12 protein-coding genes are annotated in these 16,129 nt (G+C 67.8%); 2 read left to right on the plus strand and 10 right to left on the minus strand.

The features are described 5' to 3' along the window. Positions 1-17: 17 nt before the first annotated feature. The 6 genes from J0I47_RS06630 to J0I47_RS06655 all read right to left on the minus strand — a co-directional run bounded on the left by J0I47_RS06630 (position 18) and on the right by J0I47_RS06655 (position 6,294). Complete coding sequence (locus tag J0I47_RS06630) at positions 18-428, minus strand: DUF3035 domain-containing protein (RefSeq protein ID WP_294045727.1); 411 nt, start codon at positions 426-428, stop codon at positions 18-20. Next, positions 421-936 carry a signal peptidase II gene (gene lspA / locus J0I47_RS06635; protein WP_294045913.1) on the minus strand — a complete coding sequence of 172 codons (516 nt, stop codon included), beginning with the start codon at positions 934-936 and terminating at the stop codon, positions 421-423. The genes J0I47_RS06630 and lspA overlap by 8 nt, the downstream gene beginning before the upstream one ends. Further along, on the minus strand, positions 936-3,794 hold the full coding sequence (ileS, locus tag J0I47_RS06640; protein ID WP_294045728.1) for an isoleucine--tRNA ligase: 2,859 nt from the start codon (positions 3,792-3,794) through the stop codon (positions 936-938). The genes lspA and ileS overlap by 1 nt, the downstream gene beginning before the upstream one ends. Before the next feature lie 282 nt (positions 3,795-4,076). Beyond that, positions 4,077-5,003: a bifunctional riboflavin kinase/FAD synthetase gene (locus J0I47_RS06645; RefSeq protein ID WP_294045729.1), complete on the minus strand. Its 927-nt coding sequence runs from the start codon at positions 5,001-5,003 to the stop codon at positions 4,077-4,079. 32 nt (positions 5,004-5,035) lie between these two features. Continuing rightward, entirely contained in the window at positions 5,036-5,503 is a 468-nt protein-coding gene (locus J0I47_RS06650) for a dihydrofolate reductase (protein ID WP_294045730.1), read from the minus strand. Then, a complete protein-coding gene (locus tag J0I47_RS06655) occupies positions 5,500-6,294 on the minus strand; it encodes a thymidylate synthase (RefSeq protein WP_294045731.1) in 795 nt (264 codons plus the stop codon). Before J0I47_RS06655 ends, J0I47_RS06650 begins: the two co-directional genes overlap by 4 nt. A 95-nt stretch (positions 6,295-6,389) precedes the next feature. On the opposite strand from J0I47_RS06655, the gene J0I47_RS06660 reads away from it, so the two are divergent. Next, positions 6,390-6,776 carry a JAB domain-containing protein gene (locus J0I47_RS06660; RefSeq protein WP_294045732.1) on the plus strand — a complete coding sequence of 129 codons (387 nt, stop codon included), beginning with the start codon at positions 6,390-6,392 and terminating at the stop codon, positions 6,774-6,776. Here J0I47_RS06660 and J0I47_RS06665 read toward each other — a convergent pair. The 4 genes from J0I47_RS06665 to J0I47_RS06680 form a co-directional block, all read right to left on the minus strand. After that, entirely contained in the window at positions 6,730-7,500 is a 771-nt protein-coding gene (locus tag J0I47_RS06665) for a methyltransferase domain-containing protein (protein ID WP_294045734.1), read from the minus strand. The genes J0I47_RS06660 and J0I47_RS06665 overlap by 47 nt on opposite strands. After that, positions 7,497-8,624 carry a peptide chain release factor 2 gene (prfB, locus tag J0I47_RS06670; RefSeq protein WP_294045736.1) on the minus strand — a complete coding sequence of 376 codons (1,128 nt, stop codon included), beginning with the start codon at positions 8,622-8,624 and terminating at the stop codon, positions 7,497-7,499. The genes J0I47_RS06665 and prfB overlap by 4 nt, the downstream gene beginning before the upstream one ends. Before the next feature lie 118 nt (positions 8,625-8,742). Beyond that, positions 8,743-11,253 carry a transglycosylase domain-containing protein gene (locus tag J0I47_RS06675; protein WP_294045737.1) on the minus strand — a complete coding sequence of 837 codons (2,511 nt, stop codon included), beginning with the start codon at positions 11,251-11,253 and terminating at the stop codon, positions 8,743-8,745. 241 nt (positions 11,254-11,494) lie between these two features. Continuing rightward, complete coding sequence (locus tag J0I47_RS06680) at positions 11,495-12,700, minus strand: N-acetylmuramoyl-L-alanine amidase (protein ID WP_294045738.1); 1,206 nt, start codon at positions 12,698-12,700, stop codon at positions 11,495-11,497. 579 nt (positions 12,701-13,279) lie between these two features. Between J0I47_RS06680 and J0I47_RS06685 the strand changes: the two genes are divergently transcribed. After that, positions 13,280-16,006, plus strand: coding sequence for a ribonuclease E/G (locus J0I47_RS06685; RefSeq protein ID WP_294045915.1), 2,727 nt, complete (start codon positions 13,280-13,282; stop codon positions 16,004-16,006). Positions 16,007-16,129: the final 123 nt, after the last annotated feature.

A 16,129-nucleotide genomic window follows, 5' to 3' on the forward strand; every position in this document is an offset into this window, starting at 1 on the left:
GGAGCAGGGCGCCTGGATCACTTCGCGACGGCGCGGGCGAACTGGCCGTCGCCTTGCGGCGCGGCGACGATGTCGCGGGTGGTGCCGCCCTTGTCGACGATCTTGGTGTCGGGATCGCCCGCATCTGACCGCACGCCGGGGCTCGCCGAATCGCCGCCGGCCTGATCGAGCGTCGAGCGTTCCGCGCCACTACGCGGGGCCGAGCCGCCGAACAGCGCGTCGAGCGCCTGCGCCGACGGATTGTTGTCCTGCGGCCGGGCGACGCCGGGCTGCGGCGGCTGCAACGAGAAGTCGGGCGGCACCACCAGCGGCTGCGCGCGCGCGACCGAATATTCGTCGGGGCGCGCACGGTCGTAACCGCGATGGCCGCAGCCGGCGAGCAACAGGGCAACGCCGGCAACGGCGACGATCGGCACAACCTTACGCATCGGAAATCTCCACATCAGCTCGCGTGTCTCGCGGTTTCTCGCGCGTTAGCAGAGCGCGCGCGAGCAGGACGAGCACACCTATCGTAATCGCCGCATCGGCAAGATTGAAGTTCAAAAACGGCTCCCACGTGCCGAAGTGCAGATTGGCATAATCCTGCACGTAGCCGAGCCGCACGCGGTCGAGGATGTTGCCGAGCGCGCCGCCCGCGATCATCCCCAGCGCGACCTGGTCGGCGCGGGCGGTCTCGCGCCACATCCACACCACCACCGCGACCGCGATCGCCCCGGTCAGCGCGATCAGCACCCACGCCTTGTCCGGCCCCATTTGCAGGAAACCGAGCGAGACGCCGTGATTGTGGACGTTGCGCAGCAGGAAGAACGACGTGACCTCGCGCTCCATGCCCTCCTCGGTCAGCCCCCACGGCCCGACCACCAGCCGCTTGACCAGCTGGTCGAGCACGAAAAAGACCGCCGCGCTGGCGAGGCCGATGACGGGAACCCGCGCCATCACGCCACCACCGCCGCGCAGCGATCGCACAGCGCACCGTCCTCGGTCACCTCGGGCAAGTGCCGCCAGCAGCGGCCGCATTTGTGGAACGCCGTGCGCGTGACGCCGAGTTCACCCTTGCTCACCTTGGCGACGATGAACGTCTCGGCCAGCGCGGCGGCGTCGGCGGGCAGATCGGGGACGGTCACTTCCGCCTCCAGACTCGACTTCACGACCTTCTCCCGGCGCAGCGGCTCGATCGCCTCGGTCACGGTGCCGCGCAGGCGCCGGATGTCCTCCCAGTTGGTCGCGTTCGGCATGTCGCCCGGCAACGCAGGCAGTTCGGGCCATTCGAGCAGATGCACCGACCCTTGCGCATCGGGATAGCGCGTCTGCCACACTTCCTCCGCCGTGAAGCACAGGATCGGCGCGGCGTAGCGGACCAGCGCGTGAAACAACGTGTCGAGCACCGTCCGGTACGCGCGCCGCTTCGGGTCGCCGGGCGCATCACAATACAGGCAGTCCTTACGGATATCGAAGAAGAATGCCGACAGATCGTCCTGCGCGAAATCGGTCAGCGCGCGGATGTAGCGGTTGAACTCGAACGCCTGCACCGCCGCCTTCAGCTCGCCGTCGAGCTGCCCGAGCAGATGCAGGACATAGCGTTCGAGCGCCGGCATCTCGGCCACCGCGACGCGCTCACGCTCGTCGAACCCGTCGAGCGCGCCGAGCAGGTAGCGGAACGTGTTGCGCAGCTTGCGATACGCGTCGCTCGCCGTGCCCAGCACTTCCTTGCCGATCCGCACGTCGTCGAAATAATCGGTCGAGGCGACCCACATGCGCAGGATGTCGGCTCCGCTCTCGCCGATCACCTTCAGCGGATCGACCACGTTGCCGAGCGATTTCGACATCTTGCGCCCGTTGCCGTCGAGCGCAAAACCGTGGGTCAGGACGGCGTCATACGGCGCGCGCCCGCGCGTCCCGCAGCTTTCGAGCAAGGACGACTGGAACCAGCCGCGATGCTGGTCCGACCCTTCGAGATAGAGGTCGGCGCGCACGCCCTCGCCATACCGCGCCTCGACGGTGAACACGTGAGTCGAGCCCGAATCGAACCACACGTCGAGGATGTCGTTCTGCGGCTCGTAATCGGCGAGGGCGTAATCGGGGCCGAGCAATGCCTGATGATCCGCGGTGAACCACGCATCCGCCCCGCCCGCGGCGAACGCTGCGACGATGCGCTCGTTCACGGCTGGGTCGTTGAGATACTGGCCCGTCGCCTTGTTGACGTACAGCGCGATCGGCACGCCCCAGGCGCGCTGGCGCGAGATCACCCAGTCGGGACGCCCGTCGACCATCGACCGGATGCGGTTCTGCGACCGCTCCGGCACCCATCGCGTCCGCTCGATCGCATCGAGCGCGAGTTCACGGAGCGTCGGGCCGTTGCCCTGGCCGTGGCCGAGCGGCGACGGATTGAGGCCGGCGGGATCGATCGACGGCAATTCCACCGCGACCGCCGCCTCCACTGGCGTCTGCGTCTGATCCATCGGGATGAACCATTGCGGCGTCGCGCGCTGGATCACCTTCGCCTTGGAGCGCCACGAATGCGGGTAGCTGTGCGCGAAATCGTCCGAGGCCGCGAGCAACGCCCCCGCCGCGCGCAAGTCGCTGCAGATCGGCCCGTCGGACGCGACGAACTTCTTGTTGATGACGCTCCCCTGCCCGCCGAGCCACGGCCAGTCGGGCCGATAGAACCCCGCGCCGTCGACCGCGAACACCGGGTCGATCCCGTGCGCCTTGCACAACAGGAAGTCGTCCTCGCCATGATCGGGCGCCATGTGGACGAGGCCCGTGCCCTGATCGGTCGTGACGAAATCGCCGGGCAGGAACGGACGCGGCTTGGCGAAGAACCCGCCGAGGTGGTGCATCTGGTGGCGGGCGACGGCGCCGGCAAGTTGGGAGCCTTTGTAAGTCTCGCCTTCATAGCAAGCGAGGCCCGTTCGCCGCGAAAACGCTTCAACCAAATCAGCCGCCACTAGAAAAAGTGACTTGTAATCCGGCATATCGACCCGGACGTATTCGATGTCCGGACCGTAGGCCAAAGCCTGATTGACCGGGATCGTCCACGGCGTCGTTGTCCAAATGACTGCGCGCGTTCCAACCAGCTCCGGCGCGTTGGGCGCCTCCATGATCTCGAACGCGACGTCGATCTGCGTCGACACGACGTCCTCATATTCGACCTCGGCCTCGGCCAGCGCGGTCTTCTCGACCGGGCTCCACATCACCGGCTTGGCGCCGCGATAGAGCTGGCCGCTTTCGGCGAACTTGAGCAATTCGCCGACGATCGCCGCCTCGGCATCGAACTTCATCGTCAAATACGGGTCGTCCCAGTCGCCCATCACGCCGAGCCGCTTGAACTGCTCGCGCTGCACGGCGACCCACTTCTCGGCATAGGCGCGGCATTCGGCGCGGAACTGCTGGACCGGTACGTCGTCCTTGTTCAGCTTCTTCGCGCGATAGGCTTCCTCGACCTTCCACTCGATCGGCAGGCCGTGGCAGTCCCAGCCGGGCACGTAGGGCGCATCCTTGCCGAGCAGCGACTGGCTGCGGACGACGATGTCCTTCAGCACCTTGTTCATCGCATGGCCCATATGGATGTCGCCATTGGCGTAGGGGGGGCCGTCGTGGAGGATGAAGCGCTCGCGCCCGGCACGCTGCGACCGCAGCTTGCCGTACAGGTCCATCGCCTCCCACCGCGCCAGGATCGCCGGTTCCTTCGCGGCGAGCCCGGCCTTCATCGGGAAATCGGTCGTCGGCAGGAAGACGGTGTCGCGCCAATCCTGCTTAGGGGTGTCGGCGGGCGGCGTAGTGGCGTCGGTCATAGGTGCGGCGGCGTGTAGCGTGGGAAATTTCCCACGTCATCTCCTCCTTCGTCATGCCGGACTTGATCCGGCATCCCGCTTCTTTCGTTGCGACCAAGCGGGATCCCGGCTCAAGGCCGGGGTGACGGTCAGTCTTCGCGGGCGTTTTCCTACATGTCGATACCTTGCTAGACGGCCGACGCTCTTTCACATCGTCGTCTCTCGCCGGTCGCGACGTCAACCACGAGAAACCGCTACCCCCGTCAAGTTTGTCAATTTTGGACGCCAATGTTGGACAAGAGTCTAGGCCGCCAACCGCCGCCGCACCTCCTCGACATCCCGCGCCATCTGCGCCTTGAGCGACTCCAGCCCGTCGAACTTCGCCTCCGGCCGGATGAAATCGATCAGCTCGACCGCGATTTCCCGGCCGTACAGGTCGCCTGAGAAATCGAGGAAATAGGGCTCGAGCAATTCCTTCGGCGGATCGAAGGTCGGCCGCACGCCCAGATTGGCGGCACCGTCGAGCACCGTCCTGTCCTCCAGCCGTCCGCGCACCGCGTAGATCCCGAATTTCGGTCGCAGGTAATTCGCAAGATCGAGGTTGGCGGTCGGAAAGCCCAGCGTCCGCCCGACCTTGTCGCCATGCTGGACTACACCTGCGATCGTGTAGGGCCGCGTCAGCAGCCGCGCCGCTTCGCGCGGGTCGCCGTCGCGGAGTGCCGCGCGGATGCGGGTCGACGACACCGTGGCGCCATCCAGCATCACCGGCGCGATCGTATCGACCGAAAATCCCTGAGTTTTGCCGAGCGTACGCAGTTGCGCGGTGTCGCCGCTACGCCCTTTGCCGAACGTGAAGTCCTCGCCGGTCACGACGCCCGCCGCCCCCAGCGCGCCGACCAGCCGCTCGGTCACGAACGTCTCCGCCGACAGCGCGGCGAGCTCGGCATCGAACCGGAAGACGTAGGTCGCATCCACCCCGGCGGCGGCGAACAGCGCAGCCCGCTGCTCGATCGTGGTCAGCCGGAACCGGGGGCTGTCGGGCCGGAAATAGCGCATCGGATGCGGGTCGAACGTCGCCACGATCGCTGGTCGTCCAGCCGCCCGCGCCCGCTCCACCGCGCGACCGACGACCGCCTGATGCCCCAGATGAAACCCGTCGAAATTGCCGAGCGCGACATAGCCGCCGCGCAGATGCTCGGGCAGGGATCGGTCGCTCGGGATGCATTCCATCGTCGCGCCTGTAGGGGGGCGGTCGCGCCGACTCAATCGCGTTCGAGGCCGACGAAGCTGTAGGCCGGGCGGTCACCTTCGGCTGGATGGTCCTCGCGCGCCACCTCGCGCCAGCCGGCGAAGGGCGGTACACTGACGTCGCCCTTGGCTTCGACATGGACTTCGGTCAGCTCGATCCGGTCGGCGAGCGGTTCGAACAGCGCGAACACCTCCGCCCCGCCGATCACCATCGCGTCCTCGCCCGCCAGTGCCAGCGCCGCGTCCGGCGTCGCCGCCGTCTCCGCGCCCTCCGCCCGCCACGTCATGTCACGCGTCAGCACGATGTGCCGTCGCCCGGGGAGCGGTGCCGGAAAGCTCTCGAACGTCTTGCGGCCCATGACCATCGGCTTGCCCACGGTCAGCGCCTTGAACCGCTTGAGGTCGGCCGGCAGGTGCCACGGCAACCCCCCGTCGCGCCCGATCACGCCGTTGTCGGCGCGGGCCAGGATCAGCGTTATCACACCGCCACCGGCGCCTTGATATGCGCCTGCGCCTCGTACCCGACGAGACGGAAATCCTCATACTCGTACTGATCGATCGACGGCGGCTTGCGCAGGATTTCGAGCCTGGGCAGCGAGCCCGGCTCGCGCCCCAGTTGCTCGCGCGCCTGCTCCAGATGGTTCGCATACAGGTGGCAATCCCCCCCGGTCCACACGAACTCGCCGACTTCCAGCCCCGCCTGCTGCGCCAGCATGTGGGTCAGCAGCGCGTAGCTCGCGATGTTGAACGGCACGCCCAGGAAGATGTCGGCCGAGCGCTGGTAGAGTTGCAGCGACAGCTTGCCGTTCGCGACATAGCATTGGAACAGGCAATGGCACGGCGCCAGCGCCATCGCGTGGAGCTCGCCGGGGTTCCACGCGCTCACCACCATGCGGCGGCTGGCCGGGTTGACCTTCAGCGTTTCGATCAATTCGGCGATCTGGTCGACATGCCCGCCCTCCGCCGTCGCCCAGTCGCGCCATTGCTTGCCGTAGACCGGGCCGAGATCACCATTCTCGTCGGCCCATTCGTCCCATATGCTGACCTTGCGATCGCGCAGCCACCGCACGTTGGTGTCACCACGCAGGAACCACAGCAATTCGACGATGATCGAGCGCAGGTGCAGCTTCTTGGTCGTCAGCACGGGGAAACCGGCGGCGAGGTCGAACCGCATCTGGTGACCGAAGACGCTGCGCGTGCCGGTGCCGGTCCTGTCCATCTGTTCGGCGCCGTGGTCGAGCGCGCGCTGCATCAGGTCGAGATATTGCCGCATGTGCCGGGCTTAGCGCGGCGTGCCGAGCACGCCAAGCTCGCCAAAACGGAGGCATTGCCGCTGGGCGATCGCACACGCCGCCAGCACAGCGGCACATGCCGCCCGCCGCCTCTTCATCCCGCGATCTGCAATGGGCGCTCGACCTGTTCGCCCCCCTCGCCCGGCGGTCGTCGGAGGCGGCGGCGTTCGTCTATCTTGATCCGAAATGGAGGATGGTCGGCATGCGCCACAGCGCGTCGCGGGACGCCGATTCGATCACCGTCGCGATCCGCACCGTCATGCGCGACGCGTTATCCTACGATGCCCATTTCCTGGTGATGGCGCACAATCACCCGAGCGGCGACGCGACGCCGAGCCGCGACGACATCCTGTTCACCCGCCGCCTCGCCCGCGTGCTCGACGCGATCGGCGTGACCTTAGTCGATCACCTGATCGTCAGCGCGAATGCGACGTCGTCGTTCCGGCAGGCGGGGCTGTTGTAGCCGCCTGTGCCAGGCGGCACGCGCGGATCGTCGCCGGTTCGGGACGTGGACCGACCGTGCGAAACCGCGCCATATAGCCGCCGGCCGAGGGCATCTCGTCGAACCCGACCAATGTATAGCCGACCGCCGCGAACTCGCACCGCAGCAGTTCTGGCGGCGTCCCATGGTTCTGCGTCGGACGATTGGCGTCGACCACGATGACTTCGCCATCGGGCTTGAGCGACGGGCGCATCCGCCAGAGGAATTCGTAGGGCTGCGCGATCTCATGGTACATGTGCACCATCAGCACGCGGTCGAACGACTGATTGTCGGGCAGCATCGGATCGGCCGGAAGACCGAGCTTGACGCTGACATTCTCCAGCTGGTCGCGCTGCACGCGCTCGGCCAGCGCGTCGCGCACCTCCGGCACGATATCCTCGGCCAGCACCCGCCCGTCCTTGCCGACCCGCGCCGCCAGACGGACCGTGTAATAGCCCTCGCCCGCGCCGATGTCCGCCACGGTCATGCCCTTGGCGATATGCGCCTTGCCCATGACTTCGCTGGCTTCGTTGAGGCGGTCGCGCGCTTCCTCGGTCGACCAGCGCGGCGAGACGATCGTCGCCACCGGCCGATCGGGCGCCGGGAACGGCCCCGCCGCTTCGTGCCGCGGCGTCACGGTCGCGGGCCCGCCGTCGCACGCGGCGAGCAGCAGGGCTCCTGCGATCGCGGCGCGGGAGCGGATCAATCGACGTCCTCCACCTCGACCGCTTCACCGGTCACGCGTTGCGAGAGCGCGGCGGCCATGAACGATTCGAGATCGCCGTCGAGTACGTCCGACGGGCTGGTCGACGTGACGCCGGTGCGCAGGTCCTTTACCAGCTGGTACGGCTGCAACACGTAGCTGCGGATCTGGTGGCCCCAGCCGATATCGGTCTTGGTCGCATTCTCCGCATTCGCCGCTGCCTCGCGCTCGGCGAGTTCGCGTTCGTAGAGGCGCGCGCGGAGTTGGTTGTACGCCTCCGCCTTGTTCTTGTGCTGGCTGCGCTGGTTCTGGCACTGCACCACGATGCCGGTCGGAATGTGCGTGATACGCACCGCCGAATCGGTCGTGTTGATGTGCTGCCCGCCCGCCCCGCTCGCGCGATAGGTGTCGATGCGCAGGTCGCTTTCGTTGTAATCGACCTCGATATTCTCATCGACCACCGGATAGACCCAGACGCTGGCGAAGCTGGTATGGCGCCGCGCCGCGCTGTCATAGGGGCTGATGCGGACCAGGCGGTGCACGCCGCTCTCGGTCTTGGCATAGCCATAGGCGTTCTCGCCCTTCAGCAGCAGAGTCGCCGACTTGATCCCTGCCTGTTCACCTGAATGCTGATCGACCAGTTCGACCTTCAGCCCGTGGCGCTCGCCCCAGCGCTGGTACATGCGGCTGAGCATGCCGGCCCAGTCCTGACTCTCGGTGCCGCCCGCCCCCGCGTTGATCTCGACGTAGGTGTCGTTGGCGTCTGCCTCGCCGGCCAGCAGCGCCTTGATCTTGTCCTGCTCGGCGCGCTTGGCGAGGTCAGCCAGCGCCTCGACCGCCTGGCCTTCCATTTCTGCATCGCCCTCGGCCTCGGCCATCTCGACCAGCTCGACGTTATCGCTGAGCTCGCTTTCGATCGCGCGGGTTGCGGTGATCGCCTCGTCCAGCCGGCGACGCTCGCGCATCACGTCCTGCGCGGCCTTCGGGTCGCTCCACAGCGCCTGGTCCTCGACGCGCGCGTTGAGCTCGTCCAGCCGGCGCAAGGCGCGGTCCCAGTCGAGGAAACGGCGCAACAGCGCCAGCGCGTCCTTGATCGTATCGACATGCGATTGCGCTTCGGCGCGCATCGTGAAAACTCCAAAAAACAGTGTCGTCGTCCCGGCGGAGGCCGGGACCGCTATGTAAGGAAGACCCGCCCATGCCGCCAGCGGCCCCGGCCTCCGTCGGGGCGACGGCCGAGATCACCTAGTAGATACCGCCCTGCCGTTGCAAGAAATCGCGGTCGCCGTCCTGATTGTCGTTCTCGGCCTTGGGCGCCTGGGTCGGCACCGGCACCGGCGGCAAGTCGCGGCGGATCGGGCCGCGGCGCGCCTCGCTCTCCGGCTTGAACGCTTCCCAGATCACCGCGGCCTTGGGATCGTCGGTCGGCCACGCGCCGAATACCGGGCGCCCGGACGCGCGGTCGATGCGGATCATGCGGATGCCCGCCGGCGCGCGGAACGGCAGCTTGGGCAGGCCGTCATACGCCTTGACCGCCCATTCCTTGAAGATCGGCGCGGCGAGCGTCCCGCCCTGCGCATAGCCGCCCAGGTTCACCGGGCTGTCATAGCCGATATAGACGCCGCCGATCATCTGCGGCGTGCCGCCGATGAACCACACGTCCTTCGGCCCTGAATTGGTGCCGGTCTTGCCGAACATCGGCCGGTCGAGATCGCGCAGCACGGTCGCGGTGCCGCGCTGGATCACGCCCTCGGCGATATGCACCATCTGGTACGCGCTCATCGGCTCGACGATCTGCTTGAGCCGGACGACCGGGCGCGGCATCGGCTTGCCGTTCCAGTCGGCCGCGTTGCAGCGGTCGCAGGCGCGCCAATTCTCCGGCCAGATCACCTTGCCGTGGCGATCCTGCACGTAATCGACCATCGTCGGCGTACGGCCGCGACCGTTATTCTCCAGGATCGAATAGGCGTTGACCATGCGCTGCACGGTGGTCTCGCCGGCGCCCAGCGCGAACGAGAGGTAGGGCGGATATTTGCCGACGCCGATCTCATCCATCAGCTTGACGACCTTGTTCATGCCGGTCTGCGCGGCGGCGCGCACCGTCATCAGGTTTCGCGACTGTTCGATGCCCCAGCGCATCGTGTGCGGCCCCGACCCGCCGCCGCCGCCGAAGTTGCGGAAGCATTTGTTGCCCAGCCGGGCGCCCTGGAACACGCAGAACGGCCCGTCGACGATGATCGACGCCGGGGTCAGCCCGTTCTCGAGCGCGGCGGCATAGACGATCGGCTTGATGGTCGATCCCGGCTGGCGCATCGCCTGGGTAGCGCGGTTGAACGACTGGACGCGATTGTCGAAGCCGCCCTGCATCGCCAGGATGCGGCTGGTCGCCGGTTCCTCGACGACGAAACCGCCCGAAATCTTGGGGACCGAGCGCAAGGCGTACGCGCCGCCTTCGGGTGCGACCGCGATGATGTCGCCGACCTCGATTGCGTCGGCCGCCGATCCGCCCTTGCCGCGCACCGGCATCGTCGCGCCGCTGCGCGGCATGCGGCCCGTGCTGCCGTCGGAGAAGCCGAGCGTGAAATCGCCGCCGTCGGCCGCCGTCACCAGCGCCGCGCGCCAGTCGTCATAGTCGAGCGATACATTGCTGGCGAGCAGCGCGCCCAGCCAATTGTCGCCGACCTCGACATGCTTGAGCGGCCCGCTCCACCCGCGCCCATGGTCGTAGCGGAGCAGCCCGTCGCGCAACGCCTTCTGCGCCAGCGCCTGTTGCGTCGGGTCGAACGAGGTGCGGATCCACAAGCCCCCGCCATAGACGCTATACGGATTGCGCCCGCCGTCGCCGTCCTCGCCGAACTTCTGGATCAGCTGGCGGCGGACTTCCTCCATGAAGTAGCCGGGCACCGCCTCGAACGACGCGGTATGCTTGTTGACCGTACCGAGCGGCGACGCCGCGGCGGCGTCATGCTCGGCCTGGGTGATGTAGCCGTTCGCCAGCATCTCCTTCAGCACGTAGTTGCGCCGCGCCAGCGCCTTGTCGGTCTGGCGGTCGGGATCGTAGCCCGACGGTGATTTGGGCAGGATCGCGAGATAGGCGAATTGCGGCAGCGTGAGCTGGCTGACGTCTTTGTCGAAATAGGCGTGTGCCGCCGCCTCGACGCCATAGGCGTTGCGGCCGAGGAAGATGGTATTGAGGTAGATTTCCAGAATCTGCTGCTTTGTCAGCACGTTCTCCATGCGATAGGCGAGGATCGCTTCCTTCAGCTTGCGCATGTAGCTGTGCTCGTTGCCGACGAGCAGGACCTTGGCGACCTGTTGCGTGATGGTCGAGGCGCCGCGTGCGCGCTTGCCGCTGAACATGTTGTCCCACACGGCCGACACCACGCCGAGATAATCGACGCCGTGGTGCGAGAAGAACGTCTTGTCCTCGGCCGACAGATAAGCGCCGATCAGCAGCTTCGGATAATCGTCGAAATTGAGTTCGACGCGGCGTTCGCGGGCGTAGGAATAGACCGGCATGCCGTTCACGTCGCGGACCATCGAGGGCAGCGGCGGCTCGTATTGCTTGAGCGCGTCGACCGACGGGAGCCCCGGCAGGACGAAGATCGCCAGCACCAGATAGACAAGCGCGATCAGCGCGGCGACGACCGCCAGCGCCTTGACCCACCAGCGCCGCCACAGCCGCCGGATCGGGCCCGGCCCCTCGCCGGGCTCGCGCTTGATGGTGAACCGTGTTTCCGTGCCTGCCGCCGCCATGGGGTGCAGGCATTAGCAAATCTGCGAGCGGGCGCTAGCGGTGTTCGACGGGGCGAAGTTGGCGAAGGTGCCGCGCAGCAGGCCCGGGGTCGCGACGGCTCGCCGCGTAAGGCCAGCGCATCCGACCATCGATCCGGAACGTGGTGCATTGCCGACCAACAGGCGAAAAAATCAGCGAAACCGCGCCTCGAAAAGGCAAAGTTGGATTGCGGAGGCCCGGAAGTGGACGCCCCCCCCCCGGTCAGTCCCTCGACGCCACCCGCTTGGCGAAGTTGATCGTCACCGCGCGTTCGATGCTCTCGGCGATGCGGCGGCGGCCGTCGGGGGAATCGAGGAAGTCGGCGTCCTTCGGGTTCGAGATATAGCCGGTCTCGAACAGGATCGACGGCATGTCGGGCGCCTTCAGCACCATCAGCGACGCCATCTTGTGGAAGTTCGGGCGCAGCGGCATCAGCGGCGCCGCCTCGCGCCCCAGCAACCGCGCGAAATCGGCGCTGGTGTTCATCGTCTCGCGCTGCGTCAGGTCGATCAGGATCGACGACACGTCGGGATTCTCGCTACCGAGATCGACCCCGGCGATGATGTTCGCCTTGTTCTCGCGCGCCGCCAGCCGCGCCGATTCCTTGTCGGAGGCGACTTCGGACAAGGTATAGATCGACGCCCCCGACGCGTCCCCCGCCCCCACGCTGTCGCAATGGATCGAGATGAACAGGTCGGCGTGGAGCTTGCGCGCGATGCCGTAGCGTTCCTGCAACACCAGGAAGCGGTCGTCGTCGCGCGTCAGCGCGACGCGCACCCGGCCCGAGGCGAGCAGTTGATCGCGGATCGTCTTCGCGATCTTCAGCGTGACGTCCTTTTCCTTCAGGCCGCTGGTCGGCGAGATCGCGCCGGGGTCAAACCCGCCATGGCCCGCGTCGATCACCACCAGCGGGCGTCCGGCATCGCCATAGATACGCGGCAGCGACAGCCGCCGGCTCGGCAGCGGCACGTCCTGCGCCACGGCATAGCGGCGCGACGGCGGGCTGGTGTCGGTCAGATTGAACGGCGGCAGGAAGCGGATCCGCCCCTCCCCCGCGGCACGCGCGAAGGCGGCATCGGGCACGGTCCGCAGTTGCAGCGTCAGCGTGCGGCCGTCCGCGCCGAACGTGCCGCCGGCGATCACCGCCGGGCGCGACAGGTCGAACACGATCCGCGCACCGCCGCTCCGCGCGCCCTCGCGGACGCCGGTGACGAGGCCGCCCGTCGCGACGTCGCCCCCTGGCGCCATGCCGTCGACATCGAGCGCGATACGGTGCGGCGAGCCGAGCAGGAAGCCGGACGCCGCGGCGACGCGACTGTCGAAGGTCAGGACGATCGCATCGTGGCGCACCTGGACGCGCTCGATCGTGCCCGCCCAGGCGGGCGCGCCGCCGAACCACATCGCCAGCATTGCCAGGAAAAACGACACCGCCGCGTCATGGCGCGGGCGCCCCCGGCCGGTCCAGCGAAAAACCATCTTCGAAATGCCCCGACTGCCGATCGCGTCATCCCGGCATCGAGTCCGAGGATCGCGGTTAACTCCTGGGCTCCGCTATGCCGTGGCGCGGTCTTCGGTACGGTGAACTGATAGGGTTAACGCGCCGTTCGGCATATTATTGCCGGCAAGCATCGGCGAATTTCTGCCAGTTGAAGCATGGCATGCGAGGTGCTACCTCCGCCGGCAACCGGGGCTGTGCGAGTATTGGTCGGCTTCGGTATTCACGGCCCGTCGTGATCGTTTCGCGATGCGGCGTATCCAGGTTGACGCGCGCAATGATGCATTTTCCCTGTTCCACGCTCCGCCCGGCCATCGCCGGCGGTCGCGTCGGCATGGGTGTCCCGGGCCACGCGCCCGGGCGTGCTCCGCGCGCGAAAGACGCACACCCACCCATCCGCGAAGCCAGGCACCGGACTGACAATCCAGCGGCCGGCCGCGCGCGACTTATCGGCGCGCCCCTTCCTTCGTTCAGGGATCGGCGCGCCCGGAGACTATTACATGACCATGCGTATGTTGATCGACGCACGCCACCGGGAGGAAACCCGGGTGGCGGTCGTCAAGGGAAACCGCATCGAGGAGTTTGATTTCGAGAGTGCCGAGCGCAAGCAGCTCAAGGGGAATATCTACCTAGCCAAGGTCACGCGGGTCGAACCGTCGCTGCAAGCGGCGTTCATCGATTACGGCGGCAACCGCCACGGCTTCCTCGCTTTCTCGGAAATCCATCCCGATTACTATCAGATCCCCAAGGAGGATCGCGAGGCGCTGCTCCGCGAAGAGGCCGAGCATGCCGCGCAGGAAGCCGCGTTGCGCGCCGAACTCGACGCCGAGGACGACGAGCATGAGGAAGAGCTCGACGCCGATCACGACCACGATCACGGCGACGACGACCATGCCGACGACGTTCAGGAGCCGAGCGAGGACGATATCGAGCGGCTCGACGACGACGGCGCGCCCGACGAGGAGGTCGCCGCCGGCCGCGAGAGCCGGGGTCGCCGCCGCCGCGGCAATGCCGGGTCGGACGACCAGGTCGAGGCGTTGCGCCAGCGCCGCATGAACCTGCGCCGCCGCTACAAGATCGAGGATGTCATCAAGCGCCGCCAGGTGCTGCTGGTCCAGGTCGTCAAGGAAGAGCGCGGCAACAAGGGCGCGGCGCTGACCACGTATCTGTCGCTCGCCGGGCGCTATTGCGTGCTGATGCCCAACACGTCGCACGGCGGCGGGATCAGCCGGAAGATTTCGAACGCCGGCGACCGCAAGCGGCTGAAGTCGATCATGGCGGACCTGAAGCTGCCGCCGTCGATGGGCTGTATCGTCCGCACCGCCGGCCTCCAGCGCACCAAGGTCGAGATCAAGCGCGACTTCGACTATCTGGCCCGGCTGTGGGACGGCATCCGCGAGACGACGCTGGCGTCGTCGGCGCCGGCCCTCGTCTATGGCGACAGCGACCTCATCAAGCGCGCGATCCGCGATATCTACAACAAGGATATCGACGAGGTCGTGGTCGAGGGCGACGAGGGCTATCGCCACGCCAAGGAATTCATGAAGCTGCTGATGCCGAGCCATGCCCGGCGGGTGAAGCATTATTCCGACGCGGTGCCGCTGTTCCAGCGCGCGCATGTCGAGGAACAGCTGGCAGCGATGTACCATCCGGTCGTCCAGCTGAAATCGGGCGGCTATCTGGTCATCAATCCGACCGAAGCGCTGGTGTCGATCGACATCAACTCGGGTCGCTCGACCCGCGAGCGCTCGATCGAGCAGACCGCGACCGCGACCAACCTGGAAGCCGCGGCCGAGATCGCACGCCAGTTGCGGCTGCGCGACATGGCGGGCCTGGTCGTCATCGACTTCATCGACATGGACAACGGCTCGAACGTCCGCAAGGTCGAGAAGGCCATGAAAGAGGCGCTGAAGAACGACCGCGCCCGCATCCAGGTCGGCCGCATCTCGTCGTTCGGCCTAATGGAGATGAGCCGCCAGCGGCTGCGCACCGGCGTGCTCGAGGCGTCGACTCGCGCCTGCCCGCATTGCGAGGGCACCGGGCTGGTGCGGACGGCATCGTCGGCCGGCCTGTCGGCGCTGCGGCTGATCGAGGACGAGGCGGCGCGCGGGCGCGGCTCGATCCTGACGCTGCGCGCGAGCCAGGAAGCGACGATCTACGTCCTCAACAAGAAGCGCGCCGACATCGCCGAGATCGAGGATCGCTACGGCGTCCAGGTCGTGGTGCTGCCCGACGGCGAGACCGAGGGCGCGCGCATGTCGGTCGAGGCGAGCGGTCCGCCCCCCGCCTACCAGCCGAAGTTCGCGGCGGTGGTCGAGGAAGAAGAGGACGACATCGTCGAGGAGGATTTCGACGAGGAAGCCGAGGCTGAGGACGACGAGCGCGAAGCGCGTGGCGGCGAAGGTCGCGAGCGCTCGGGCGACGATGGCAAAGGCCGCGGCAAGCGCCGCCGCCGCCGTCGCGGCCGGCGCGGTCGCGGGCGTCCCGAGGGCGAGGAAGGCGGCGAGACCGCCGAACGCTCGGGCGACGACGAAGCCGAAGGCGAAAGCGAGGGCGAATTCGTCGGCGAGCAGCCGGTCGAGGCGTCGGACGATGGCGGCGAACCGCGTCGCCGTCGCCGTCGCGGCCGGCGCGGTCGTCGCGGCGAGGCTGGCGGCGAGACCGCCGGTGGCGACGCTGCGGCCGACACCGCCGGCGACGCGACGCCCGAAGCGGCCGATGCCGGCGACGCCGGCGCGGTGCTCGCGACGCACGCCAATCCCGACGTCCCCGTCGCGGTTGAGCCCGATGCCGCCGAGGCGGAGGCGCCCAAGCGCACCCGCCGCCGTCCCCGCGCTCGCGTCGCCGACGAGGCGGTCGCCGAGGCACCCGTCGCTGCGCCGGAACCGGCCGCGGAAGCTGCCGCCGCGGTGACTGCCGAAGCGCCGGCCAAGCCCAAGCGTACGCGCAAGAAGGTGGCCCCTGCGACCGAGGTTGCGGCGCCCGAGCCGGCCGTGACGGAAGAAGCACCCGCCGTCGCCGAGGCAGCGCCGGCTGAGGCACCGGCCAAGCCCAGGCGGTCGCGCAAGAAGGCGGAGGCGGCCCCCGCCCCGGCCAACGACGCGGCGCTGACGCCGGCGGTCGATGCCGACGGCGCCGCCCCGGCCGACGATGCCGCCGCCGGCACCGCCGAACCGGCCGAGGCAGCGGACGCCGCCGAGCCGCGCCGCGGCTGGTGGCAGCGCACCTTCGGCGCCTGAGCCGAAGGTCCGTCATTGCGCGCGCGGCGAAGCGATCCAGCGGTGCGATCGGTCACCCTGGCCGACACCCTGGATTGCTTCGTCGCCCCGCTCCTCGTCATGACGGCGCGCCCCGCTTCATGG

This window comes from Sphingomonas sp. (genome assembly GCF_017304635.1).
Classification (GTDB): Bacteria; Pseudomonadota; Alphaproteobacteria; order Sphingomonadales; family Sphingomonadaceae; genus Sphingomonas.

What these genes read in the sequence shown, in the direction of transcription:
- J0I47_RS06630 (WP_294045727.1), bottom strand. Translation starts at nt 428, where the DNA reads ATGCGTAAGGTTGTGCCGATCGTCGCCGTTGCCGGCGTTGCCCTGTTG.
- lspA (WP_294045913.1), bottom strand. Translation starts at nt 936, where the DNA reads ATGGCGCGGGTTCCCGTCATCGGCCTCGCCAGCGCGGCGGTCTTTTTC.
- ileS (WP_294045728.1), bottom strand. Translation starts at nt 3,794, where the DNA reads ATGACCGACGCCACTACGCCGCCCGCCGACACCCCTAAGCAGGATTGG.
- J0I47_RS06645 (WP_294045729.1), bottom strand. Translation starts at nt 5,003, where the DNA reads ATGGAATGCATCCCGAGCGACCGATCCCTGCCCGAGCATCTGCGCGGC.
- J0I47_RS06655 (WP_294045731.1), bottom strand. Translation starts at nt 6,294, where the DNA reads ATGCGGCAATATCTCGACCTGATGCAGCGCGCGCTCGACCACGGCGCC.
- J0I47_RS06660 (WP_294045732.1), top strand. Translation starts at nt 6,390, where the DNA reads ATGCCGCCCGCCGCCTCTTCATCCCGCGATCTGCAATGGGCGCTCGAC.
- prfB (WP_294045736.1), bottom strand. Translation starts at nt 8,624, where the DNA reads ATGCGCGCCGAAGCGCAATCGCATGTCGATACGATCAAGGACGCGCTG.
- J0I47_RS06675 (WP_294045737.1), bottom strand. Translation starts at nt 11,253, where the DNA reads ATGGCGGCGGCAGGCACGGAAACACGGTTCACCATCAAGCGCGAGCCC.
- J0I47_RS06685 (WP_294045915.1), top strand. Translation starts at nt 13,280, where the DNA reads ATGTTGATCGACGCACGCCACCGGGAGGAAACCCGGGTGGCGGTCGTC.